The organism is Pseudomonas sp. UBA1879 (assembly GCF_002338065.1).
GTDB lineage: Bacteria > Pseudomonadota > Gammaproteobacteria > Pseudomonadales > Pseudomonadaceae > Aquipseudomonas.
On the sequence record NZ_DDHJ01000015.1, the window covers coordinates 444366 to 467398 of the forward strand.

Here is a 23033-nt window from a genome sequence, read left to right on the forward strand (position 1 = left end):
GGCTCCGTCATTTCAATTTCTTGTTTACGTCGACCAGCAGTAACTGGATATCTTTGCGTCGACCGCTATCGGCCAACTCCCGACCGGGGCGTGGTGCGGCTTGCAGGGCTTTCTCCAGTGCCGCTTTGGCTTGAGCATAGTGCCCCTGGCGGAAAAAATGATCGCCCCAGAAGTACAGCGGGTCGATGCCGTCGGGGTTGATTTTCAACGCCTGCTCCAACAGACCTTGAGCCTTGTCTGCGTCGCCAAAGCCGATGGGCCAGCCGGGCACTCGATCATACAGCGCAGCCAGACTCGCATAGGCGGAGCCTTGCAGGGCCGAAGGATCCAGGGATAGCGCCTTTTCCAGATCAGCCTTGGCCTGTTTGACCTTGCTCAGTGCGCCGAGCCCGCCTTGCGCACCGGCCCAACTGCTGGTGACGATGCCTGACCAGATCCAGGCTTCGGCAGCATTGGGCCGATCCTGCTTGAACTGTGTTGACTGGGACGCCAGCTTCTCGAATGCGACGACACGCTGGTCTTCAGGCAGTTGATACTGAATGCGTGCCCAGTCTTGTTGAATGGCCGACAGACGTTGCTGGTCAGGTGCATCCAGCGCCCAGGCAGGTCCAATGCACAACGAGAGCAGGGTGATTAGCAGGGCTTTCATGGTTTGGGTTTCTCCTCAAAATGCGTGTTGCTCAATCGACGAATCAGCGGCAGGTGCTTGCGCAGAGAGCGATCAACGACGGCGGGAAGCAGACCGTTGAGGCGCACGAAAAATCGCTCTGGCCAACCGAGGTAGAGTTCGCGCTGATTGCCAACGATGGCGCTGATGACCGCAGCAGCAACGGTCTGAGGGTCGTCTTCGTTACTCTTGAGGGCCGTATTCAAGGCACGTGCTGCAGGGCCGTTCATCGAAGTGCGGGTCGCCCGTGGAGCCACGTACAGCACGCCGACCTGCGTATCAGCCAACTCCCGGCGCAAGGCTTCGGAGAACCCGCGCAGGGCAAACTTACTGGCGCAGTAAGTGGCATACCCGGCGTAACCGATCGACCCGAAGGTTGAGCCGACGTTGACGATCATCGCGCGTTTAACGCTGCGTAGCATTGGCAGCATCAGCCCTGTAAGCAGGATCGGCGCATGCAGATTGATGTTGAGCATCGCGTCGATCTCACGGCCTGGTAGTTGCTCCAGCATCGCGAAGTGATTGACCCCCGCAGCATTGATCAGCAGGTTGACGCCGTCCATAGCCTGAGCAGTCATCAGCACATGCTGACGACCTTCGTGCGTGGTCAGGTCGGCGTTGACCCAGTGCAACAGGTGCGGGTACTGCTTCTGCAACCCGATCAGGGGTTCCTGATGCCTGGATACCGCCAGCACCTCTGCACCGTGGCTGCACAAGGCTTCAGCAATGGCCAGGCCGATTCCGCCGCTGGCTCCGGTCAAGATGACACGGGCTTCAGACAGTCGCATGAGTGGATTCCATCTCAGGTTCGGCGAGCGCGGCAGGCAATTGCCGGAACATGTCGGTGTACAGCGCATACACCATCTTCGAGGCCCGAATCACCGCTGCCTGATCCTGCGGGTCATCGATACGATCCATCAGTTTTCGGTAGGTTTCCATGTGCCCGACGTCAAGGCTGCCGTGGGAACTGAGGTAACTGAATGCAGTGGCAGGCAACCCAAGGCGTTGTTGAATTCTACCTGCCGCATGAGTCGCCAGGGCGATGCTGGTGCCTTCCAGGACATTCACCATGCCGAACAGACCCACGGGGTTGCCCCTGGCGATCAGATCATAGAGGTAGGCGACCATCAGCTCAATGGGCTGGCCTGGCGTGCCGTCACGTACGGCGTCAGCGTCAGCACCGCAGGCCCGCAGGTCGTTAAGGATCCACTGCTCGTGACCGTATTCGTCCTCGATGTACTCGCACACGGCACTCCGCAGCCACTCCAGCCGCGAGGGCAGGCGCGCGCCACAAGCCATCATCAATGGCACGGTATGGCGTACGTGGTAATAGGCCTGGGTCAGGAAGGCTGTATAGCTCTCCAGCGTCACCTGACCAAACAGCGCCTGATGGATGATCGGCAAATTGAACAGCGTTTCGCGCTCCGTGCGCGTGGCGTCTTGCAACTTCTCGAAAAAACTCATGATGGATGATCCTCGGCTCGTGTGGGCTCGATAAAAAGATGTCGGTAGTGCGCCAGAATGGATTCGCGTTTGGGGCGACCATTGGCGGTTGCCATGCCGTTACTCGGGCTGAATGGCTGTTCCAGCCGTGTCCAGCCATGTACTCGGGCGTAGTCGGGCAGCGCCTGATTTGCCTGAGCGACGGCATCGGCGATTTGCAGATCGGTGGTTTCCGGGCGCAGCGGCCAAATCAGCGCATGGTTGTGCGCCATCGCTTCCCCGTAGACGAATGCCTGGCCGATGTGACCGCGTTGAGTCAGTTCAGCTTCCACCCACTCGGGGTTGACGTTGCGTCCATAACTGGTGACGAACTGATGCTTCTTGCGCCCACGCAGATAGAGATAACCGTTGGCATCAAACTCACCCAAGTCTCCGCTTGGCCACCATTCAGGCACGGGGCGGGTGTCGCCGAGATAGCCCAGCATTCCGGATCCAGCGATCAAGACTTCACCGTCGTCAGCCAGACGTATCTGTACGTGCGGCAACGATTGGCCGACGCTGCCGGGGTGATGTGCACCGGGACGATTAAGTGCGACTACCGAGGCGCATTCGGACAGTCCATAGCCCTCATAAACGGGTATGCCGGCCAGCTCGGCGCGCAGTAGTAACTCATGGCTGACCTTGGCGCCTCCTACGGCAACGAAGCGCAATTCACCACTGTCGAATGCGCCGAATTCACAGGCAGTGACCAGCAGCAACAACAGTTGCGGCACCAGAATCATGCTGTGCGGATGGCGAAGCTTGAGCGTAGAAAGAAGCTTCGGCAGATCTACGCCGCTGGCACCCCGCATGCCCAAGGTGCGTTGGCTGGGCAGACTGATCATGGCGCCGGCGTACAGCGCCGCATAGCAACCGATGTTCTCGAGCAAAATGGCCAATGGCAATAATGAGAGATGGTGACGAGGGTGTTGCGACTCGCTGGCCTGATGCAGCTCGCGGGCAACGGATAGCACGCTTTCGGCGCTCAAGTAGACGCCTTTTGGCGCGCCGGTGGTGCCTGAGGTGAAGGTCAGCTTCGCGGTGCCCGCTGGAAGCGGCGAGGGTTCAACCGCAGGCCTGATCCAAAAACCATCGCGGGGCTGAAAACCCGCTTGATCCATTTCATCTTCATGGTCGATGCCGCCAATGATCAGATCGGCCTGACTGTGTGCAAGGCAGTGAAGGCGCTGAGCGGCGGTGAAAAAAGGCGGCAGCGCCAGGCAGGCAAGTTCCTCGAACAGAATCGCCAGATCCCAGATCATCAGGTCAGGCCCATTCTCCAGCGAGACAGCGACCACCTTGGCATTCATGTCGCGCAGTATCTGCTGGCGCAGCCGAATCTCGGCGTCCAGCTCGGCGTAGTCGAGCTTGAGGTCGTCGCCCCACAGGGCACAGGCGTGTGGCTGACGGGTCGCCAGCTCGGCGATCCGCTGACGAAAAGCGTTCAGTTCAGGCGACATGGCAACTGCGCTCCAAGGTCAGTGGCAGGCCAAACCGTTCGAACACGCCGCTGCGACTCAAATGTAAAAAGCCGGAACGTATGTCCCCGACATGCACACTGGGCTGGGTGTCGTAATAATTCCCCCATGCATGCCGATCGTCGCCCAGCCGCATAGGGTCGGCAGCGCACAACGTGACAGGACGCAGACCCAATCGGTTGAAACTGTTGACCAGTCCGGCATTGCCTGTGAACGCCACCCACTCCAGACCGCCCATCGCGAGTAACCAGGTGATGGTGATGATGCTCAGGCGAGCGCTACCCAGATTGCTCGCTGCCAAGTTGCCGACCTCGACAACACCCTGACGATCGACCGGCCGTGCCGCGTGGGCCTCGATTGCACGCTCGACTGGCTCATCCAGATAGTGTTCCAGAAACAAAGCGCCTGAGGTCGCGGTGCGTACCCCCGCGACGGCACACAGGCTACCCGCGCCATCGTTCAGGCCAAACAGCTCAGGCATGAACTGATGGATCTCTGCGTTGTGGGCTTTGCGAAAACGCTGTTGGATAAAGGCTTCGAAACCCTCGCGCAGCGGCTGCTGAGCCAAGGCGCGATGGAGTGAGAGAGCGGGTGCTTCAGAGGTTCCGAAGCTCAGCGGTAGACAAACATTCCAGTCCAGACCCTGCATGGGTGAGGCTCCTTCCCAATGGTGAATGGTGGGGAGTATCAGCGCCGATTCTTAACGAAGTCTGAAGGTAAGAAAAAGGGGAGCAGGTTATCTTCTTCAGATTTCCTTAAGCCAGCTGCAGCACAGTCTGATCGCCTCCAACGCCTGTTCATCCACTTCTTGAAAGCGAGCACCGACATGACGTCACCTTTACCTCGTTACGCAAAACTCTCCATGTATCTGCATTGGCTGATGCTTGCGCTGTTTGTCGGCGTCTATGCCTGCATCGAACTCAAAGGCCTGGCCGCACGCGGCAGCACGCTGCGCTCTGCACTCCTGGGCTTGCACGGGCTGTTTGGTCTTTCGATCTTTGCGTTGGTTTGGATTCGCTTGCTAGGCCGCTTGATATGGAAGGCGCCAGCGATAAGCCCGACGCCGCCCATTTGGCAGATCGGTCTCTCTCATGTGATGCACGGGTTGTTGTATGTCCTGATGATCGTCACACCCATACTGGCATGGCTGATGCTGGCTGCTGGAGGAAAACCTGTGCCGTACTTCGAGTTTTTCATGCCTGCGCCTGTTGCCCTGGACCCCGCGCTGGCCAAGCAGATCAAAGGCTGGCATGAATGGTTGGGAAGTCTGGGCTACTGGCTGATCGGACTGCACGCGGCGGCGGGTTTGTTCCATCATTACTATGTGCGGGATAACACGCTTAGACGGATGTTGCCTCGATAGGCGACAACGTCGGCACGCCCGATCGCTTCACAGCGCTCGGCGGGCGAAGCGGTAAACGGTCGGTTTACCGATGCGACCGATGCTCAGGCCGACAATGTAGGGCCGATGGCTTCGAAACCGATTTCGGTTTGAACACTGTACCCAAGCCCGATTTTGACCAGGTCGCCATCGGCTACCAAGCGTTCAATGTCTGGATGAGACGATGTCTTGGCAGTCCCGACTTCTGTGGGGTGTCTAGATCTTTGGGCAACTGCCATACAGGGCATTCTTACTGGGGCTATGTGGTTTGATGACGGCGTGATTAACTGCCTCAGTTTAAACGCCAAGGCCGAGTGATTCGATATGCCTCGTACACTCGATGTCTGGGTCAAACCACTTCGTGAATTCGGCTCCTCGATTTTCCATATCTGTCCTCTACGTAATCAACAGCGGCGTAAGGTTTTTCCAATTAGCCAATGAGCAGCCGTTTAGGCATTGCTTCCAAGGTGGAGGGGGGACGATTAGGGTGCATCAAATGCTGTTTCGGCCAGTTGATGTCGTATTGGTGTAATGACCGCTTTTGGCCGATAGCTGCCGCCTGGTAAGCAGCTATCAGACCTAAACAGAGCTATCTGAGAGTCAACTCAGTGGCTTGAGTTTCGCCCTGGCCAGCGCCTCTGCAAGACGCGCCTGCTCTTTCTCAGTGACGCGCACCTGAGGGCCGCGCACGTAAGGCGTCGGAATCGCTCCGGCCAGATACGCCACCTCCTTGTAGCGGTTGTGCAGGTCTACGTAAGGGTGGCCATAGATCATGTGGTTCAACTCGGCCAGTTGGAGGTGGATCTCTCTGGCACGAGCAAAATCGCCCCGTGCGGTGCTCTGCCACAGTTCCGTGATTTCATACGGTGCAAAGGTTGCCAAGCCTGTCAGGATGCCTTCGGCACCGGTATTGAGCCCATGGAACATGCTGCTTCCCACGGATGGCAGGGCGAAGAGGGGGCGCCCGATCTGTTGCAGGGCCAAATAGTCCTGATCGTAGCGTACGGCATCGTTCGCCTGGGCCATTTTCACGCCAATCACACTGTCGATCTCGCGAGCCAGTTGAATCAAGAGTTCGTGGGAGTAAGCCACAGGGTCGCCAATGCTCAATTGGAACAAAATGATTGGTAAGTCCACAGCCGCAGCGATAGCGCGGTGATACTCCAAGGCGATGTGTGGACTGGCTGCTGCGTTCCAGCCGGATACGATCGGTGGGCACACCAAAAGGGCGCTGGCGCCATTGGCGCGAGCCGCTCTGGCCTGTTCGATGGCGCCCGCTGTGGAGGTCGACAGGATGCACGCGACGATTGGTTGATCTGGGTTGGCAATATCGCGATGCAGGGCAATCGCGCGGTCACGTTCGGCTTGGGTCAGAGTCGGTCCTTCGCCTGCGTAGGCATTGACTACGAAACCCCGGACGCCGGGAATATCCTTCAACTGGCGTGTGTGCCGACTGAGTGAGTCCCAGTTCACTGACAGGTCTGCGTCGAAAGCCAGCAGGTTCGCGACGAGTACTCCATTGTCAAATTTCATCGGTCTATCTCCACAGTTGTCGTTGGTTGGGTGGATCGTGTGTTGATTCGTCAAAATCAGGTCGAGCGGTTCTATTCGAGGCGCACTTGGCGCCCCGGAGAATGTGTTAAGAGCAGAGGTGTTGGCGTGTTGGTAGATCAGCCGCTCGGCGGCGCTCCAGAGGAGTCGCGTAGTATGATTTCGGCCTCACATTCGGCCTTGTCATGCCATTCAATGGTTTTGAGATTGGGGTTCAATTGCTTGACCAAATAGTGTGCGGCCTTGCGGCCAATTTCTTGGCTTGGCACACGAATAGTGCTGATAGCTACCGGCAACTCCTTCATCAGCTCGAAGTCGTCGAAGCCGAAAATCGTCATCTGAGACGGCACGCAAATGCCCATGGCTTGAGCTTCCAGTACTGCGCCCATGGCAAATGAGCCATTTCCACAGATGACAGCTGTTGGACGTGGGTTGCTTTCAGCGACTTGCCGGAACAGCTCACGACCCTGGTGCACTCCAGAGAACCCTTCGGCGAGGTGTGAAGGTCGGATCGTCAGGCCTTCTTCCGCCAGCGCTGCGAACACCCCCTCTCGACGCGCGGCTGCCCGATCATTCATCACAGTGCTCTGTGCCAGCATCGCAAAGCTGCGATGGCCCAGCGAAAGCAGGTATTGAGTTGCCCTATAGAACATGCCGAAATTGTCCGAGCCGATGCAGATCGGGTCGTCTCCGCTACGGTAAGTAAATGTGCTTACAAACGGTATCCCGCGAGTGCGCAGCAGTGGGTACAACTCGGGGTGATGAGCGTCGCCTACTAGCACCATTGCATCAACTCCGCGCTCGATCATCTTGCGCGCTTGACGGAACTCTCGCTCCGCGTCGTATTCCGAGCAGGCCAACAGCAGGGTGTAATCGAGCTTTTCCAGCTCCTGCTGAATCACCTGAGTCGCGGTGGAAAAGTGTTCGTTAGCCAGTGTGGGAAATACTGCACCAATAGTGCGAGTGCTCTGGGTCGCCAAAGCACGGGCCGCTGCATGGGGCACCCAGCCAAGTTCATTGATTGACGCCTCAATGCGAGCGCGCAGTTTCGCTGATACCGAAGATGGATCCTTGACCATGCGCGAAACGCTGGCAGTCGATACACCGGCATGGTTGGCCACATCTTCAAGCGTTGCTTGAGACGATTTGGCGCGCTGGCGCGGCGTAGGGGACGAGGGCGGTACGCCGCTCTGGTCGGAAGGCATGAGTGTGCTTGCTCCTGTGGGCTCTAAGCCGTGGAAATCAGCCGCACTATGCACAATAGCTCTCCTCGCTGTCATCTACGTCGCGCATCACGCTCAGGCTGCCCGGTTCGACAGGCGTGTCGACCATTTCATGATGTGCTCGGCCACTGCCACCAACTCATTATGCTGATTGAACACCTTCACCTCAGCGGTGCTTCGGCGCTTTTCTTCGTCGATACGCACCACGGTGTACGTCAGATTGACGGTGTCGCCCAGCAGTACCGGCTGCAAGAAGCGAATCTTGTCGTACCCCAACGTGACTGGAAACTCGGTGATATCAGGGCGATGAATGATGTGCGCGATGCTGATGGTCGAGACCGTGGACATGTAGCCAATGATCAGAGCGCCGTGGGCGATGCGCGTCCCGACACTGCTTGTCTCCTGCATGTACTGCTCGTTGATGTGCGTGTCGCTGAAATCACCCGTCAGCCCGGCAAAAAGGGTGACGTCCACTTCTCCCACCGTTTTCGCAAATTTGAAGGTCTGGCCGATCTCTACACCTGTGATACCCATGACTGCATCCTCTCTTTTTTGTTTTGATAACCGCTTACATTTAAGTTGAATCTAGATTCGATGCTTGTCAATCCGATTCTTTTCAAAGGCTGATTTTCCCGAATGAGACATTGAAAAATACGCTTGCGGAAAATTTGATAAGCGCTTACATTTTTTCGCAATGGCTGATCGCACCCATAACAATCATCGATCAACAGGAGACTCCATATGCGGATCATCGACGCAGACGAGGCGGCAGCGCTCGTTCAGGACCAAGACGCTGTACTGGTCAGTGGCTCGGGTGGCGGGCACGCGGTGCCCGAAGCTCTGCTGGCGGCGCTTGGGCGTCGCTTCGAGCGCGAGGGGCTTCCCCGCAACCTGACAGCAATCAGTGTTGTCGGAGTGGGCGACCGAAAATCGCTAGGCGCAGACCATTTTGCCAAGCCCGGTCTGGTCGCACGATCAATCAGCAGCGCCCTTATCGACTCCCCGGCGCTGATGCGCATGGCGGTGGCTGATCAAATCCAGGCCTATACCATCCCACAGGGCGTGCTGTCGCAGCTGATGCGGGAAATGGCTGGAGGCCGTCCTGGCCTGCTGAGCAAGACCGGACTCTATACATTTATAGATCCACGTCAGTTAGGCGGTCGCCAAACGCCAAGCACGCCCGAGGGTTTCGTTGAACTCAAGGAGATCGATGGCGAAGAGTGGCTGTTCTACCGACCCCTTCCCCTAAACGTGGTTTTTCTGCGCGGAACGACCGTGGACGAAGATGGCAACGTCACCATGGAAGAGGAAGCCGTTCTCGGTGAAATGCTGGCCATGGCACAGGCGGCTCGCCGCGTCGGCGGCACGATCATCGTTCAGGCCAAGCGCCTGGCCAAGCGAGGCACACTGCCACCCAAGCAGGTGAAGATTCCTGGCATCCTGGTGGACTTCGTGGTCATCGAGCCCGAACAGCGACAGACCTATGCCACTGCCTACGACCCCAGCTACTCAGGTCAGCTGCGCATTCCGCTCGATGGCATACGTGCGCTGCCGTTCTCTCCACGCAAAGTGGTGGTACGACGTGCCGCAATGGAGCTGTACGCGGGAGCGGTGTGCAATCTCGGTGCCGGGATTTCGACCGGGCTTGCAGCAGTCGCTGCCGAGGAGGCATTACTGGATTCGGTGGTGCTCACCAATGAGCAGGGTGTAATCGGTGGCGCCCCCATCACCGGACCGGACTCCGGCGGAGGGCAGAATTATCAGGCCATGGTAGAGCAGCCTAGCCAGTTCGACTTCTACGACGGCGGTGGTCTGGACCTGGCATTTCTCTCGTTCGCAGAAGTCGATGCCGAAGGCAATGTGAACATCAGCCGCTTTGGAGACGTGATTGTCGGTGTGGGCGGCTTTATCAACATCAGTCAAAACGCACGCACCGTAGTGTTCAGCGGCACGCTGACCGCTGGTGGTCTGGATGTGCAGTGGAAAAACGGTCGCACCGAAATTCGCCAGGAAGGCCGTCATTGCAAATTCGTCAGCCAGCTTGAGCAGGTGTGCTTCAGTGCGCGACTGTCTCGCGAGCGTGGGCAAAAAGTGCTGTTTGTTACTGAGCGAGCGGTATTCCGTGTAGGTAAAACAGGCCTTGAGCTGATCGAGATCGCGCCAGGGGTTGATGTCGAGCGGGACATTTTCGCGAACATGGACTTCCGCGTGCCGGTCGCTGCTGATTTGCGTGAAATGGACCCGCGAATTTTCAGCGAAGCGAAAATGGGGATTCGTGAAGACGTGGATGCTCGTCCTCGCGTCTATCGCTCGCCGCGCCTTCAAGCTTGGATCGAAACGCGGGAGGCACAATGAACGCATCGATTGCACTCCCGATCACCGGCAAGACTCGACTGTACGCAATGCTGGGTAATCCGGTCGCACAGGTGCGCTCGCCTGAGGTGTTCAACCCGCTGTTCGCGAGTTCGAACAAAGACGCGTTGTTATTCGCGGCTCAGTCCGAGCCCGCACATTTGACGACCGTTGTCGCCGGGCTAAAGGCAATGGCGAACCTGGATGGGTTGTTCGTGACCATCCCGCACAAGGTGGCGATGCTGCAGCACGCTGATCGCGTGCTTCCAAACGGTCTGCGGGTGGGCGCGGTTAATGCCCTGCGCCGTGAACCAGATGGTAGCTGGACCGCCGACATGTTCGATGGTCAGGGTTTTGTCGCAGCGCTTCTTGGCAAGGGGCTCAGTGCCGAGGGCAAGCGGGCGCAGATTTACGGTGCTGGAGGTGCAGGCATGGCAATCGCGGTGGCTCTGGCAGACGCAGGCGCTAACGCGATCAACCTGTGCGATACCGATGCCGTCAAAGCGCAGTCGGTTGCAAGCCATCTACAGGCGCATTGCCCAGATTGTCAGATGACCGCCAATGCCCCCGCCGGTGAGCTGCTCGACGTACTGATCAACGCTTCACCCGTCGGTATGCGGCCCGAAGATGGCCTGCCTGGCAGTCTGCAAGGGCTGCATGCGCACAGCATCATCGGGGATGTGATCATCAGCCACGTGCCGACCGCCTTGATACGCCATGCACGTAGTTCCGGTTACGCCAACGTCGACGGCGCTGACATGCACGCGGGTCAGGTTCAGGCGTTGGCGCGGTTTTTCGGCTTCTGATCGCCTGTTCGAATAGGAGGAAAACAAGATGAAAATAGTCGTGACAGGCGCAGCAGGATTTCTAGGGCGTCGTGTGATCGATGCCTTGCTGGCTCAACCTGGTCCCATAGTGATCGATGGCAAACCTCGTCAATTGGAAAAGCTAGTTGCGTTTGACGTGATACGTGCTGAAGGTTTTGATGATGCCAGGGTCGAAGTACGTGCGGGAAATCTTAGCGACGCCAAACAGCTCGCCGACCTAATTGATACGCAAACTGATGCAGTGCTGCATTTTGCGGCGGTGGTGTCAGGGCAGGCAGAAGCCGAGTTCGAATTGGGGATGGCAGTTAATCTTGATGCGCCGCGCGCATTGCTGGAGCGCGTGCGGATTCTTGCTCATAACCCGGTGCTACTCACCACCAGTTCAGTCGCAGTATTTGGTGGTGAGCTTCCTCTCTCGGTAGCGGATGACCATGTCTGGCGTCCGCAAAGCTCATACGGCACGCAAAAGGCGGTTGTGGACTTGCTCATGGCTGACTACACCCGCCGCGCCTTTGTGCGTGGACGCAGCCTTCGCATGCCCACGGTCTCGGTCAGGCCAGGTAAACCAAACCAAGCGGCATCCAGCTTCGCCAGCGGCATCATTCGCGAACCAATGGCTGGGCAGCCTGCGGTCTGTCCCGTCGATCCCGAAACCCGGCTGTGGCTGATGTCGCCAGACACCGCGGTGCGCAACATCCTCCATGGGCTGGCGCTGGAGCAACAAGCATTCGGGGGGCAGCCGGTGGTTAACCTGCCTGGCCTGAGCGTCAGCGTCGCAGCCATGCTCGATGCACTCATCAATGAAGGCGGACCATCTGCGCGTGCACTGGTCACCCTCAAACCAGATCCGCGCATCCAGGCAATCGTTAATTCATGGCCAGGGCATTTCACAGCCCAAAAGGCCTTGGCCCTGGGCTTCAGCGCCGACGCTGACTTCACCAGCATCGTGCGTGCACACCGCACGACCCTTGCCGCACACGCGGCGTGAGCGCTACACCATGGCCGGCATATGCGTATACCGGCCATGAGTCGAACAACAACAATAATCGCCCCTTTTCCAACGGAACTGCGGGTGCCGGGAGACTCGTCATGCAAGCTGCTCAACCCAAACATCGCTGGTACAGGGACATCAATCGCACGCAGTGGAAGGTATTGATCGCCGCGTGGGGCACCTGGATGCTCGACGCACTGGATTTTCTCGCTATCACCTTCGTACTTCCCGACATAGCAAAGGCGTTCGACGTCAGCCTGGGCACAACATCACTGTTGCTGTTGGCCACCTATGGCGTGCGCTGGTTCGGCGGCCTGGTTTTCGGCAGTTGGAGCGACCGCATCGGCCGCAAGTTGCCACTTATTGTCACTCTGATCTGGTTCACCGTCGGCGCTGTTGCCACGGGGCTGTCCGTCAGCTTCACAATGCTCCTTGTCTGCCGCCTTATTCTGGGGATCGGCATGGCGCCGGGCTTCTCTCTGGGTACGACCATGGTTGCGGAATCGTGGCCAGAGAAATACCGGGCAATTGGCATCGGTATTCTAGATACAGGCTGGGGCATTGGCGCTTTGGGCGCTGCGTTAGCCTATCAATGGGTGTACCCGGAATTCGGTTGGCGCGGCATGTTCTTTGTCGGTCTGATTCCCGGCGCGCTGCTGGTGTTGTTCATTGCGCTGATGGTCCCTGAATCCGAAGTGTGGCTGCGTAACCGTGAGGCACTGCGAGCCAAGAGCCGGCAGCATGTGGCGATCGGTGATCGTCCGGCGATTCAATTGTTCCGCCGTTATCCACGTCGTGTGGCATATCTGGCGCTAATGATGCTAGTGCTGTGCTTTGGCTCTTGGCCATTTCAAGGGCTGTTCCCTACATACCTGAAGTCCATCAACACGGCGACCAGCACTATCACCGTCTTGACCATGACCTCTGCCGTAGGCCAAGTACTGGGCTTCTTTGCCTCAGGGTTCATTGCCGAGAAGTTCGGACGGCGTATTGCTCTGGCTAGCATGGTCGGCTTGGGCGCTATTTTCGTTGCGCTGCTGGTCTATCAAGTTCATAACTTGCCGGTGGCACTGATTTGCGCGTTTGCAAGTGGCTTCTTCCTCGTCGGATCCTCGGGTATTTGGGGCACCATTCTCACGGAAAATCTCCCCACCGAGCTGCGCGCCACTGGCGTTGGCTTTCTGTACAACGTGGGCGTGGTTGGTGGCGGCGTTGCGCCTTTCATTGTGTTGGCAACGATAGACCGGCTGCAATTCAGCATGTCGGAAGGCATTGCTGGTTTTACCATTCTCGCCGCCATTGCCGCGTTCGTGATCCTCAAGTTTGTGCGCGAAACTCGGGGCGTCTCGCTTCATGCGGTCGAGGAGGAGGCCTCTAAGCCTCAGCCGGTGGTCGCATCGGTCAAAAGCATACAGAGCTGATATCACTGCGCTTCATGGGGAAACAGACGTGGTGGCTCTCGCCTTGACAGTCGTCTTTCCCCAGCGCACCCAGTAGAAATATCACACAACGTCTGGAGGGTGATCTCCCGACCGTGGAGATCGCCGTGAATCATGCCGTGGAAAAAACAATGATGAACTTCACGAGAATCTACACAGCATTCGCTGCGTTGACGGCCGCCATCGGTAGTACCTTGCCCGTAACCTGCGTAGCAGCAGAGGGCTTCTATGAAGACGCAAGGCCGATTTGAAGCTCCGCGATTTCCATATGAACCGCAATTCTGTCGATAACGGTTCGGCTAAGGCGGATGCTGGAACGACAAAACGAGGTGCGGCGGTGGAGTGGACCCAGAGTTTCATGCTGGACTTCAAGTGAGGTTTTACAACCGGCCCAGTCGGTTTTGGCGTCGACGCTCTTGGCAGGGGATTTTTGCGCGGTGCGAGGGCGATGCGGATAAGCGCCTGGGCGTATTGCCAGCGGCGGCGTCCTTGAGGTGGCTACCGCTGGCACGTCGGGTTGCTGCAGGGGGAGTAGGGCAAGACCGCCGGGTTCTGAAGTGGCCAGCGATCAGTCAGGTCAGCCAAATATCTCGTGCAGGTCCACTTCCTGTTCTTCACCGACCGACAGGTCCAGTGTCGCTTCGATGTGATCCAGATGAGTAATCAGTAGATCGACCGCCTGATCAGCATCGCGTTTTTCGATGGCCTCGATGATGAGTGAGTGCTCGTGGTTAGGGCAGGCCGGGACGTTAGGCGAGTCATACAGCAGAATGATCAGACAGGTGAGGGAAGACAGTTCGCGCATGAGCTTCAGCAGCGGCGGGCTGCCCACCATCTCTGCAATCAGCAGGTGAAATTCACCGGAGAGTCTGATGACGGCTCGTTTGTCGCCTTGCTCGCGGGCCGAGCGCTCTTGGGCGACATGATCGTAGAGCTGACTCAGCAGATCTTCATTTATTTGCGCCACCAGGGACCGGATCAACGCCGGCTCCAGGATCCTGCGCGCGTGGAAGATATGACGCGCTTCTTCGACGGACGGGCTTGCCACGAACGCGCCGCGATTGGGAATGGTCGTAACCACGCCTTCATGGGCCAGCCTCGCGAGCACCTCACGAATACGGGTCCGATTGACTTCGAAAACGGCCGCGAGCTTTTCCTCGACCAGCCGCGTGCCTGGAATCAAGCGGTGCTCCATGACGGCACTGAGAATACGGTCATAGATGGTGTCTCGTTTAACGGCCGTACCGAGGATCTGGCCAGCAGTACGGGCTTTGCGTGAAGCAACGGATGTTGGGTTGTCGGTAAGCATGATGGCCGTCTTCAAGGTTTGTTACGAAATATTATCAGATTGTCACAAATTCACCCAAGATTGTTTGAGAGTGCACTTTCGGTGACCACTTTGCCAAGGCGTGCACTAAGCGTGAGCAAAAATAACGTACGTTCATCGAGACCACCTCCAACGGTGGATTCATCGAAAACCCTTGCGACAGCGCTCTCATCGTGCAATTTGGGCGCTCACGGAGGTCCATTGACGTAAAACTGGAACATTGTCACAGCTGTGGCACAGGCATTGCACCGTTATTGTCACAATCCTAAATCACTTAGCGACAATTCGGAGGCGCCATGCTTGCCACTCTTACCCAGGATGCCCTTGCGTTGGAACGCCACCGTGAAAGCTCAGGCATTGCCGGTAACACGCTCCCCTTCACTCGGCCTTTTTCAATCACCCCTCATAAAAGTGCCCCCACGATGAAAACGACGATAACCAAGTTCTTTCTGAAACCCACTGTACAGGCGCTGACAGTCCTTTCATTGTTGGGGGCCGCAACGGCGCCAGGGGCCTATGCCAAAGACGCCAGCGCGATCCTGGTGGTAGCAGGCCCGCGCACCCCTGAATCCCTTGACCAGGAATACCCCCCGACCGAAGCGACGCATGAGGCCAAGCGCAATATCTACGAGCGTTTGCTTGCGTATGACAGCAAGGTCGCCGACGGTGTGAAAGTCGAGAATTTCGACAAGTTGGTCGGCGCTCTCGCTGAAAGCTGGACGGTCGCGGATGACAAGACGTCGATCACCTTTCATCTGCGCAACGGGGTTAAAAGCGCGGCAGGCAACACTCTGTCCGCGGATGATGTCATGTGGTCGTTCGAGCGCGGCTGGAACAAAAACGCCAACTTTCGCTGGTACATGAATCAGATCCTAGGGATCAAGAGCTTCGATGAGGCGTTCAAGAAGCTCGACGTCATGACGGTCAAGGTCACGCTGCCGAAGACATCACCGCTGATCGAGCGCATCTGGGTGAATAACGACCTCGGGATCCTCGATTCGACCGCCGCACGGAAGAACGTCACCGCCGACGATCCCTACGCCTCCAGCTGGCTTGCGACCCATTCGGCGTCCTTCGCGCCTTACCAGGTGACCAAATTCCAGTCCGGTCAAGAAGTCGTTTACGAAGCTAACCCGGACTACTATCGGGGCGCGCCTCGCCTGTCGAAAATCATCTTTCGGGAAATGCCAACCTCCGCCAATCGGCTGGCTGCGCTTCAAGCCGGAGCGGTGGATGTCGCCGAATGGCTGTCGCCGCGAGAGTTGAACCTGCTGGAGAAGAACCCTCAATTGAAGGTCTGGCAGGTATACGGCAACTATATTCACCGTGTGGAAATGAACAACGTCATGCCGCCATTCGATAACCCGAAGGTGCGGCAGGCGCTCAACTACCTTGTTCCTCGAGACGACATTCTCAAAGCCGTCTACTACGGCAAGGCACGTGCGACCAAAAGCCCGATTTCAGAGATCTATCCGTCTTACACGGATGAATATTTCACCTACACCCAGGACGTCGACAAAGCCAAGGCGTTGTTGAAAGAGGCCGGGCAGGGCGCAGGCTTCAAGACCCAGCTTGGCTATCGCACGGGTGACCAGATCGAAGAAGAGATCGCTGTGATCCTCAAGACGGCGTTCGCGAGGGCTAACGTGGATGTCGAGCTGGTGAAGTTGCCCGCCTCGACGCTGGTCGAGAAATATTCCAAAGGCACCATCCCCATGTATTTCTTCCGCGACATGGCGATCGTTCCTGACGCGGCTTACGTGGCGAACCTCTGGCTGAACAGTGCCTCGCTGATCAATTACCCGAAGTTCAAGAATGCCGAAGTGGACAAGCTGATCAATGAAGCCTTGTCCAGCACGGATGAAGCGGCGCGTGATACGGGCATGAAGCGGGTCCAGCAAATCGTCATGGAGCAGGCCCCCTGGGTATTCCTGATGAACCCCGGCTACCAACTGGCAACGCGGGCCAACGTCGCGGGTTTCAGCTGGTACACCCCGAACAGCAACAGCTGGTACGACTTCTACAAGAAATAAGCAGTCCTTACCGGGAGGGGTGCAGCGTTCGCTCCTCCTGTCACTGCACATAAGGAGAACGGTATGAGACCGAGTACCACGTTACGGTCGTTGCCACGCCCACTGCGCATCGTTCTGGGCAGGCTGACCATTCTTGTCCCGCAGATGTTTGGCGTGCTGCTGGCCACGTTCCTGCTCATTCGCCTGCTGCCCGGCGACCCTGCGTTGCTGATGCTCGGTAACATGGCGACGCCCGAACAGATCCTCAATCTACGCGAACGACTGGGCTTGAACGCCAGCCTCTGGTCGCAGTTCACCAGTTATCTGTCGACCGTCGTTCATGGGGACCTGGGGACCTCGATGTTCACGTCCAACCCGGTTGCGGTCGATTTGCTCGACCGTGTCCCGGCGACGCTGGAGCTGATCACTTACACGATGATACTGACGATCATGTTAAGCCTGTCGCTTGCGGTCATCGCTGTGACCCGGCCCAAGGGCATGATCAATCGCTTCAGCAAGGTCTATGGCCTGGCGGCCGGGGCTGTACCGGATTTCTGGGTTGGTCTGCTGCTGATCTACTTCCTCTTCAACGTCGCGGGTATCGCACCGGCGCCGTTCGGCAGGCTCGACCCGATCCTGTCGGCGCCTCCTGCCGTGACCGGATTCCTGACCATTGACACGCTGCTGGCTGGCGACACCGCCGCGTTCGCCTCGGCGGTCGGGCGTCTGTGGCTACCCGTGCTCACGCTGACCATCGTCAACGCCGGTGCCTTGATGAAGATGACGCAGATCGTCTTCGCCGATAACTACCGCAGCGAGTTCATTCGCCACGCGCGCGCCAGCGGCCTGAGCGAATGGAAATTGGTGCGCATAGCGTTGCGTAACAGCTTGCCGCCGATCATCACCATGGTGGGCTTCCTGTTCGGTTTCCTGCTGGGGGCGGCGGTATTGGTGGAAACGATTTTCGCCTGGGGAGGCCTTGGGCAGTACGCGGTCTCTGCCGTGATGAATAGCGATTACCCGGCTTTGCAGGGGTTCGTGCTGGTCGCTGCCGCCTTCATTCTCATCGTTTATACCGTCGTGGATGTGCTCTACGGCATCGCCGACCCGAGGATCGAAGTATGAAAACGTCAGCAGTGACACGCAGATTCTCCGGCAAGACCACGTTGATCATCGGGCTGACGCTTCTGGCGCTGCAGTTTGTCGCCATCGTGTTCGCCCCCTGGATTGCCCCTTACTCGCCTGAAAACGCCGATCCGCTTAACGCCTTGCAAGAACCGTCGGTGGTGCACCTGTTCGGCACCGATGTGTCCGGAATGGATATTTTCTCCCGGGTCATTTTTGCAACCCGCATCAACTTGTTGATCAGTGTGACGGCGGTCGCCATCGCCTTTGTGATCGGGGTGCCGATCGGCCTCGCCATCGGTTACTACAAGGGCTGGATCAGCTCCTTGGCCATGCGCGTTTTTGACTTCATTCAGTCGTTCCCGGTGTTCGTGCTGGGCATGGTGCTGGTGTCGGTCATGGGCCAGGAAATCTGGAACGTAGCCATCGTGCTTGCCGTCTTGTTCACCCCTGTGTTCGCCCGCCTGATCAGGGCCGAAGTGTTGTCGCTGCGTGAGCGTCCGTTTATCGCGGCGGCCCGATGCAGCGGCGCCACGGACAGTACGATCATGTTCCAGCACATCCTTCCGAACGCGCTCACGCCGGCCATCGTGCAGATTTCCATCAGCATCGGCATGGCGATTCTGCTGACAGCGGGCCTGTCATTCGTCGGCGCTGGCGTGCGGATGCCCACGCCTGAGTGGGGGCTGATGGTAAGCAACGGCGCCCAGCAAATGATCCTCGGTATCTGGTGGGTCGCGTTGTTCCCGGGGCTCGCCATTGTCTTTTCGGTGCTGACGTTCGCGCTGCTTGGAGACGCGGCGAAGCAGATGTTCGATCCGCACAGCAGGAGCGCGTCATGACAACCTCTCACTTACCGCTGTTGGAAGTCCGCGACCTCTGCGTCGGGTTTGCCGACGAAACGCAGGCACCGGCTTTGCAAGACGTCAGCTTCTCGCTCAAGAAAGGTGAAATCCTCGGCATCGTCGGCGAGACCGGCGCGGGAAAATCCCTGCTCGCCCGCGCCATCATCGACATGCTGCCCGGTGAAGGGCGTGTCATTTCCGGTGACGTGCTGGTCAATGGGCAGTCGACTTCGAGCATGACCGCAGAGCAGCGGCGCGGTTTTCGAGGGGGGGAGGTTGCGCTCATCGGCACCAATGCAAAAGCGCTGCTCGACCCTGTGGTGAAGGTCGGTGAACAAATCGCTCGGGTGCTTCGGGCACACCGGGGCATCGGTAAAAAAGAGGCCTGGCTGGAGTCTCTACGCCTTTTCGAGCAGGTCGGGATCGTCGACGCGCATCGACGGGCCCACGCCTACCCCCACGAATTGTCCGGCGGCATGGCCCAGCGTGTCGTGATCGCGATGGCTTTGATCGCGCAGCCCAAGATCCTGCTGGCGGACGATGCAACCCTGGGGCTGGACGCGACCATTCAGCTGCAGGTGCTCGATCTGCTGGTGGCCAAGGGCCGCGAGTTGGGGCTTGCGGTGGTGCTGATCACCCACGACCTGGGCATGGTGGCCAATTACTGCGATCGCATCGGGATCATGAAATCCGGGCGGTTGCTGGAACTTGAAACCTTGCGCACCTTCCTCACCGATGGGCCAAAGCATCCCTACAGTCAGGAATTGCTGGACGCTGCGCGGGTGCGGCCGCTGCCCATGGACCGTGAGCCGTCGCAGGGTCGGGAACAGGCTCAGCCACTGCTGGAGGTCACGGATCTGGTCAAGACATTCCATGTCGAGGGTTCCTCCGAGCCGGTGCGTGCGGTCGATCATGTGTCACTGACCATTCGCAAGGGCGAGACCCTGGCACTTGTGGGGGAAAGCGGGTCTGGAAAGACCACCACTGGCCAGTGCCTGGTTCGTTTGCTGCAGTCCAATTCGGGGTCGATTCGCTTTGACGGAACAGAAACCCAAGACCTCACCGACAAGCAGTTCAGGGCCGTGCGCCGCCGCATGCAGATGGTGTTTCAGGAACCCTACGTGGCCTTGAACCCACGCTGGCGTGTGCGTGACCTGATCGCCGAGCCTCTCAAGCTGGGCGACCCGCTGACCCGGTCCGAGAAAGATGCGCGGGTATTGGAACTGCTGGACCTGGTCGGCATCGCCCGCGCCAAGGCCGACGTCTACCCCCATGAATTGACCGCCGGAGAGCAGAAACGTGTAGGGATGGCCAGGGCCTTGGCGGTCCGTCCTGATTTTGTGATTTTCGATGAGCCGACCACCGCGCTAGACATCCGGGTACGCGCACAGATCATCGACCTCGTTCGCGATCTGCAAAAGCGCATGGGGCTCTCGGCGCTGTTCATCACTCATGACCTGAACTCGGTCCGGTCCCTTGCTCACTACGTGGCGGTCATGCGTCACGGCAAGATCATCGAGCAAGGTCCGACAGAAGCCATTTTCGCCAATCCCAAGGACGCCTATACCCGCAAGCTCCTTGAGGCCGAGCTTCCCATCGAAGTGCGAGCAGAGGCGCAGACCGGCGATTTAGAGACGGAACGACAACTATGAGTAGCGCATTTTCATCCGACAAACCGGTGCTGGTGACCGGTGCCGCGGGGCTGGTCGGGCGCCAATTGGTGCATCGTCTCAAGGCACTGGGGCGCCCCGTTCTTGCGGTGGACCGCCTGGCTTGCGTCACCCAGCAAGGCGTGCAGATTCAGGCATGCGATCTGGGCGACATCCACGGCCTGCACGCCATTGCCCGGGACGGAATCGATTCGATCGTGCACTGCGGCGCATTTTCGGGGCCGATGGTGGCACGCGATACGCCTTATTCGATGGTGCAGGTCAACGTCGTCGGCACGGCCAACGTGCTCGAGCTGGCGCGTGTCCATGCTGCACGCCGGTTCGTGTATTGCTCCTCGACGAGCGCCTATGGGGTGGTCGATTCCGGGCCCGTTCCAGAAGACGTGCCGCTGAAGCCGGCCAGTCTCTACGGCGCGAGCAAGGTGGCGTCCGAATACATCACCACCGCCTACGCGCAGCAGTATGGCGTGTCTGCGACGAGCATCCGTTTGTCATGGGTCTACGGCCCGGGTCGCACGACCGATTGCGTGATCCGCACCCTGATTGAAGACGCCCTGGCCGGACGTGCGACCCGCATGGCATTCGGTGCTGATTTTCCCCGGCAGTTCATTCATGTCGAGGATGCGGCAGACGGGCTGATCAAGGCGCTGGACGCCCCTGTGTTGCCCCGCACCACCTACAACGTCACCGGCGACAGTCGGGTCACTCTCGAAGACGTCGCCCACGTGGTGCGGGGGTTGTTCGCAAATGCGGATATCGAACTTCAGCCAGGCCCGGACCCGGTGGATGAGCACCAGGCGAAATTCAGCATCGAGGCTGCCCGTCGCGACCTGAACTACGCCCCCTGCATCTCGCTTGAAGAGGGCATCGGCGCGTACGCGGCATGGATCATGGCAAACCGGCAGGAGCAGCGGATATGAGCGACCTTCAAAGAGACTTCGTGGGCTACGGCCGTAACTTGCCCGATCCGAAATGGCCCGGAGGGGCGCGGCTCGCGTTGAACTTCGTGATGAACTATGAGGAAGGGTCGGAGCCTTCCATTCAGGACGGCGAACCCGCGAGCGAAACCTGGTTCACGGAAAGCAGTGGGCTCAACACCGGCGTACAGGGTCGGGACCTGGCGGCCGAGGGGTTGTTCGAGTACGGCAGTCGCGTCGGGTTCTGGCGCGTCATGCGCCTGTTTCAAGAGCGCTCGATGCCTGCGACGATATTCGGTTGCGCACTGGCACTGGAGCGCAACCCCGATGCCTGTCAGGCCATCAAGGAGTCAGGCTTCGACGTGTGTTCCCACGGCTGGCGGTGGATCAAGCATTACGGGCTCAGTGAAGAACAGGAGCGGGAGCACATCCGTCGGGCGATCGAGTCCCTGGAACGTACGACGGGCTCCCGTCCCCAAGGCTGGTACTGCCGTTATGCGCCGAGCGTCAACACCCGACGTTTGTTGGTGGAGGAGGGAGGCTTCATCTACGACTCCGATTATTACGGCGATGAACTGCCGTTCTGGACCTCTGTCGGTGGCAAACCGCATCTGGTCGTCCCTTATTCGCTGACCAACAACGATGGCCAGTTCGCCGCTGGCGTAAGCACGGGCGAGCAATGGTTCAGCTTTCTCAAGGACGCCTTCGACATGTTGTACGAGGAGGGCGCAACCCAACCGAAGATGATGTCGGTCGGTCTTCATCTGCGTCTGGTCGGGCACCCGGCACGTGCGGCGTCGCTTGCGCGGTTCCTGGATTATGTCTCGACATTCCCGGACGTCTGGGTCACCCGTCGTATTGACATTGCCCGTCACTGGCACCGCGTTCATCCCGCACCAAAAAGTCAGGAGGCGTCATGACTCAGGTATTCGATCTCACCGGGCGCAAGGCCGTCGTCACCGGCGGCAGCCGAGGCATCGGCGCAGCGATCGCCGAGCTGTTTATGGCCCATGGGGCGCAGGTCGCGATTTGTCATGTTGCCGACCACGAAAACGCCCGCGCCCTTCAAGCTCGTCTTGCTGACGAGGGCCTGACGCTGCACGCCACCGAATGCGATGTCGCCAGCCCCTCGTCAGTCAACGGGTTTGCAGACTGGGCGCTGGAACGCTTGGGCCAGGTCGATATCGTCGTTAACTCAGCGGGCGTCGGAGGGGGTGATCGTCCGTTTTCGACGACGGGCGATGACGATTGGGACCACATCGTCGGGGTGAATCTGCGCGGGACGATTCTGGTGACCCGAGCCTTTTTCGGCGCGATGCTCGCCCGTAAACACGGTCGGGTCATCAACATCGCTTCGCAGCTCGCTTACAAGGGGGCTCCGGGGCTTGCGCATTACTGCGCTGCCAAGGCCGGGGTGGTGGGATTTACCAGAGCTCTGGCCTATGAAGGCGCGCCGCACAACGTGATGGTGAACGCCATCGCACCCGGTCCGGTGGACACCGAATTGTTGCGCAATCACAGCCAGGCATGGCTGGACGCCAAGCAAGCACAGCTGCCGGTCGGGCGTTTTGGACAGGTGTCCGAAATCGCGCCCACGGCCTTGCTGCTGGCGTCCGACGCAGGCGCTTTCTACGCCGGCCAGACGTTATCGCCCAACGGCGGTGACGTCATGCTCTAGCGCCAAAAAACTCGAGCTGTTGCGGTATGTCGGGGCGTCTTCGATCCCGCACGGCACAACTGTTTAGA

General features: G+C 58.7%; 21 protein-coding genes. 12 read left to right on the forward strand and 9 right to left on the reverse strand.

Going from position 1 to position 23033, the window contains the following annotated elements:
* Positions 1–7: 7 nt before the first annotated feature.
* Genes B3N48_RS17105 through B3N48_RS17125 form a run of 5 tightly spaced genes read right to left on the reverse strand, consistent with a single transcriptional unit; the run spans position 8 to position 4276 of the window.
* Positions 8–649, reverse strand: a complete 642-nt coding sequence (locus B3N48_RS17105; RefSeq protein WP_296185700.1) for a tetratricopeptide repeat protein — start codon at positions 647–649, stop codon at positions 8–10.
* Complete coding sequence (locus tag B3N48_RS17110) at positions 646–1455, reverse strand: SDR family oxidoreductase (RefSeq protein ID WP_296185701.1); 810 nt, start codon at positions 1453–1455, stop codon at positions 646–648. Before B3N48_RS17110 ends, B3N48_RS17105 begins: the two co-directional genes overlap by 4 nt.
* Positions 1442–2131, reverse strand: a complete 690-nt coding sequence (locus B3N48_RS17115) for a TenA family transcriptional regulator (RefSeq protein WP_296185702.1) — start codon at positions 2129–2131, stop codon at positions 1442–1444. The genes B3N48_RS17110 and B3N48_RS17115 overlap by 14 nt, the downstream gene beginning before the upstream one ends.
* Positions 2128–3609 (reverse strand): AMP-binding protein, encoded by a 1482-nt coding sequence (locus B3N48_RS17120; RefSeq protein ID WP_296185703.1) that lies wholly within the window; start codon positions 3607–3609, stop codon positions 2128–2130. The genes B3N48_RS17115 and B3N48_RS17120 overlap by 4 nt, the downstream gene beginning before the upstream one ends.
* Positions 3599–4276: a thermostable hemolysin gene (locus B3N48_RS17125; RefSeq protein WP_296185705.1), complete on the reverse strand. Its 678-nt coding sequence runs from the start codon at positions 4274–4276 to the stop codon at positions 3599–3601. Before B3N48_RS17125 ends, B3N48_RS17120 begins: the two co-directional genes overlap by 11 nt.
* Positions 4277–4453: 177 nt before the next feature.
* Between B3N48_RS17125 and B3N48_RS17130 the strand changes: the two genes are divergently transcribed.
* Positions 4454–4990: a cytochrome b gene (locus B3N48_RS17130; protein ID WP_296185706.1), complete on the forward strand. Its 537-nt coding sequence runs from the start codon at positions 4454–4456 to the stop codon at positions 4988–4990.
* Between the two features lie 618 nt (positions 4991–5608).
* On the opposite strand, the gene B3N48_RS17135 is transcribed toward B3N48_RS17130, so the two are convergent.
* The 3 genes from B3N48_RS17135 to B3N48_RS17145 form a co-directional block, all read right to left on the reverse strand.
* Positions 5609–6541: a dihydrodipicolinate synthase family protein gene (locus tag B3N48_RS17135; RefSeq protein WP_296185707.1), complete on the reverse strand. Its 933-nt coding sequence runs from the start codon at positions 6539–6541 to the stop codon at positions 5609–5611.
* 137 nt (positions 6542–6678) lie between these two features.
* Entirely contained in the window at positions 6679–7818 is a 1140-nt protein-coding gene (locus B3N48_RS17140; RefSeq protein ID WP_296185708.1) for a LacI family DNA-binding transcriptional regulator, read from the reverse strand.
* Between the two features lie 39 nt (positions 7819–7857).
* Entirely contained in the window at positions 7858–8316 is a 459-nt protein-coding gene (locus B3N48_RS17145; RefSeq protein WP_296185709.1) for a MaoC family dehydratase, read from the reverse strand.
* 207 nt (positions 8317–8523) lie between these two features.
* Here B3N48_RS17145 and B3N48_RS17150 point away from each other — a divergent pair, with 207 nt between their 5' ends.
* From B3N48_RS17150 to B3N48_RS17165, 4 genes are all read left to right on the forward strand, one after another.
* Positions 8524–10137, forward strand: coding sequence for an acyl CoA:acetate/3-ketoacid CoA transferase (locus tag B3N48_RS17150; protein ID WP_296185711.1), 1614 nt, complete (start codon positions 8524–8526; stop codon positions 10135–10137).
* Positions 10134–10940 (forward strand): shikimate dehydrogenase family protein, encoded by an 807-nt coding sequence (locus B3N48_RS17155; RefSeq protein WP_296185713.1) that lies wholly within the window; start codon positions 10134–10136, stop codon positions 10938–10940. Before B3N48_RS17150 ends, B3N48_RS17155 begins: the two co-directional genes overlap by 4 nt.
* 28 nt (positions 10941–10968) lie before the next feature.
* On the forward strand, positions 10969–11949 hold the full coding sequence (gene denD, locus B3N48_RS17160) for a D-erythronate dehydrogenase (protein ID WP_296185715.1): 981 nt from the start codon (positions 10969–10971) through the stop codon (positions 11947–11949).
* Positions 11950–12050: 101 nt separating this feature from the next.
* On the forward strand, positions 12051–13373 hold the full coding sequence (locus tag B3N48_RS17165; protein ID WP_296185716.1) for an MFS transporter: 1323 nt from the start codon (positions 12051–12053) through the stop codon (positions 13371–13373).
* Positions 13374–13968: 595 nt separating this feature from the next.
* Here B3N48_RS17165 and B3N48_RS17170 read toward each other — a convergent pair.
* Complete coding sequence (locus B3N48_RS17170; protein WP_296185717.1) at positions 13969–14715, reverse strand: GntR family transcriptional regulator; 747 nt, start codon at positions 14713–14715, stop codon at positions 13969–13971.
* A gap of 425 nt (positions 14716–15140) precedes the next feature.
* Here B3N48_RS17170 and B3N48_RS17175 point away from each other — a divergent pair, with 425 nt between their 5' ends.
* The 7 genes from B3N48_RS17175 (at position 15141) to B3N48_RS17205 (ending at position 22965) form a co-directional block, all read left to right on the forward strand.
* The gene (locus B3N48_RS17175) at positions 15141–16751 is read left to right on the forward strand and encodes an ABC transporter substrate-binding protein (RefSeq protein ID WP_296185718.1); all 1611 of its coding nucleotides are present in this window, start codon (positions 15141–15143) and stop codon (positions 16749–16751) included.
* A 63-nt stretch (positions 16752–16814) separates the two neighbouring features.
* A complete protein-coding gene (locus B3N48_RS17180) occupies positions 16815–17855 on the forward strand; it encodes an ABC transporter permease (RefSeq protein ID WP_296185719.1) in 1041 nt (346 codons plus the stop codon).
* Positions 17852–18697, forward strand: coding sequence for an ABC transporter permease (locus B3N48_RS17185; protein ID WP_296185720.1), 846 nt, complete (start codon positions 17852–17854; stop codon positions 18695–18697). The genes B3N48_RS17180 and B3N48_RS17185 overlap by 4 nt, the downstream gene beginning before the upstream one ends.
* Positions 18694–20352, forward strand: a complete 1659-nt coding sequence (locus B3N48_RS17190) for an ATP-binding cassette domain-containing protein (protein WP_296185722.1) — start codon at positions 18694–18696, stop codon at positions 20350–20352. Before B3N48_RS17185 ends, B3N48_RS17190 begins: the two co-directional genes overlap by 4 nt.
* On the forward strand, positions 20349–21290 hold the full coding sequence (locus B3N48_RS17195; RefSeq protein WP_296185724.1) for an NAD-dependent epimerase/dehydratase family protein: 942 nt from the start codon (positions 20349–20351) through the stop codon (positions 21288–21290). The genes B3N48_RS17190 and B3N48_RS17195 overlap by 4 nt, the downstream gene beginning before the upstream one ends.
* Entirely contained in the window at positions 21287–22207 is a 921-nt protein-coding gene (locus B3N48_RS17200) for an allantoinase PuuE (protein WP_296185725.1), read from the forward strand. Before B3N48_RS17195 ends, B3N48_RS17200 begins: the two co-directional genes overlap by 4 nt.
* Entirely contained in the window at positions 22204–22965 is a 762-nt protein-coding gene (locus B3N48_RS17205; RefSeq protein WP_296185727.1) for an SDR family NAD(P)-dependent oxidoreductase, read from the forward strand. Before B3N48_RS17200 ends, B3N48_RS17205 begins: the two co-directional genes overlap by 4 nt.
* The last annotated feature ends 68 nt before the right edge of the window (positions 22966–23033 follow it).

Bases quoted from the DNA above. Each gene is read 5' to 3' on its own strand.
- B3N48_RS17205 (WP_296185727.1), top strand. From the start codon at position 22,204: ATGACTCAGGTATTCGATCTCACCGGGCGCAAGGCCGTCGTCACCGGC.
- B3N48_RS17130 (WP_296185706.1), top strand. From the start codon at position 4,454: ATGACGTCACCTTTACCTCGTTACGCAAAACTCTCCATGTATCTGCAT.
- B3N48_RS17190 (WP_296185722.1), top strand. From the start codon at position 18,694: ATGACAACCTCTCACTTACCGCTGTTGGAAGTCCGCGACCTCTGCGTC.
- B3N48_RS17105 (WP_296185700.1), bottom strand. From the start codon at position 649: ATGAAAGCCCTGCTAATCACCCTGCTCTCGTTGTGCATTGGACCTGCC.
- B3N48_RS17175 (WP_296185718.1), top strand. From the start codon at position 15,141: ATGAAAACGACGATAACCAAGTTCTTTCTGAAACCCACTGTACAGGCG.
- B3N48_RS17125 (WP_296185705.1), bottom strand. From the start codon at position 4,276: ATGCAGGGTCTGGACTGGAATGTTTGTCTACCGCTGAGCTTCGGAACC.
- B3N48_RS17155 (WP_296185713.1), top strand. From the start codon at position 10,134: ATGAACGCATCGATTGCACTCCCGATCACCGGCAAGACTCGACTGTAC.
- B3N48_RS17165 (WP_296185716.1), top strand. From the start codon at position 12,051: ATGCAAGCTGCTCAACCCAAACATCGCTGGTACAGGGACATCAATCGC.
- B3N48_RS17180 (WP_296185719.1), top strand. From the start codon at position 16,815: ATGAGACCGAGTACCACGTTACGGTCGTTGCCACGCCCACTGCGCATC.
- B3N48_RS17135 (WP_296185707.1), bottom strand. From the start codon at position 6,541: ATGAAATTTGACAATGGAGTACTCGTCGCGAACCTGCTGGCTTTCGAC.
- B3N48_RS17110 (WP_296185701.1), bottom strand. From the start codon at position 1,455: ATGCGACTGTCTGAAGCCCGTGTCATCTTGACCGGAGCCAGCGGCGGA.
- B3N48_RS17115 (WP_296185702.1), bottom strand. From the start codon at position 2,131: ATGAGTTTTTTCGAGAAGTTGCAAGACGCCACGCGCACGGAGCGCGAA.
- denD (WP_296185715.1), top strand. From the start codon at position 10,969: ATGAAAATAGTCGTGACAGGCGCAGCAGGATTTCTAGGGCGTCGTGTG.
- B3N48_RS17150 (WP_296185711.1), top strand. From the start codon at position 8,524: ATGCGGATCATCGACGCAGACGAGGCGGCAGCGCTCGTTCAGGACCAA.
- B3N48_RS17145 (WP_296185709.1), bottom strand. From the start codon at position 8,316: ATGGGTATCACAGGTGTAGAGATCGGCCAGACCTTCAAATTTGCGAAA.
- B3N48_RS17185 (WP_296185720.1), top strand. From the start codon at position 17,852: ATGAAAACGTCAGCAGTGACACGCAGATTCTCCGGCAAGACCACGTTG.
- B3N48_RS17195 (WP_296185724.1), top strand. From the start codon at position 20,349: ATGAGTAGCGCATTTTCATCCGACAAACCGGTGCTGGTGACCGGTGCC.
- B3N48_RS17120 (WP_296185703.1), bottom strand. From the start codon at position 3,609: ATGTCGCCTGAACTGAACGCTTTTCGTCAGCGGATCGCCGAGCTGGCG.
- B3N48_RS17200 (WP_296185725.1), top strand. From the start codon at position 21,287: ATGAGCGACCTTCAAAGAGACTTCGTGGGCTACGGCCGTAACTTGCCC.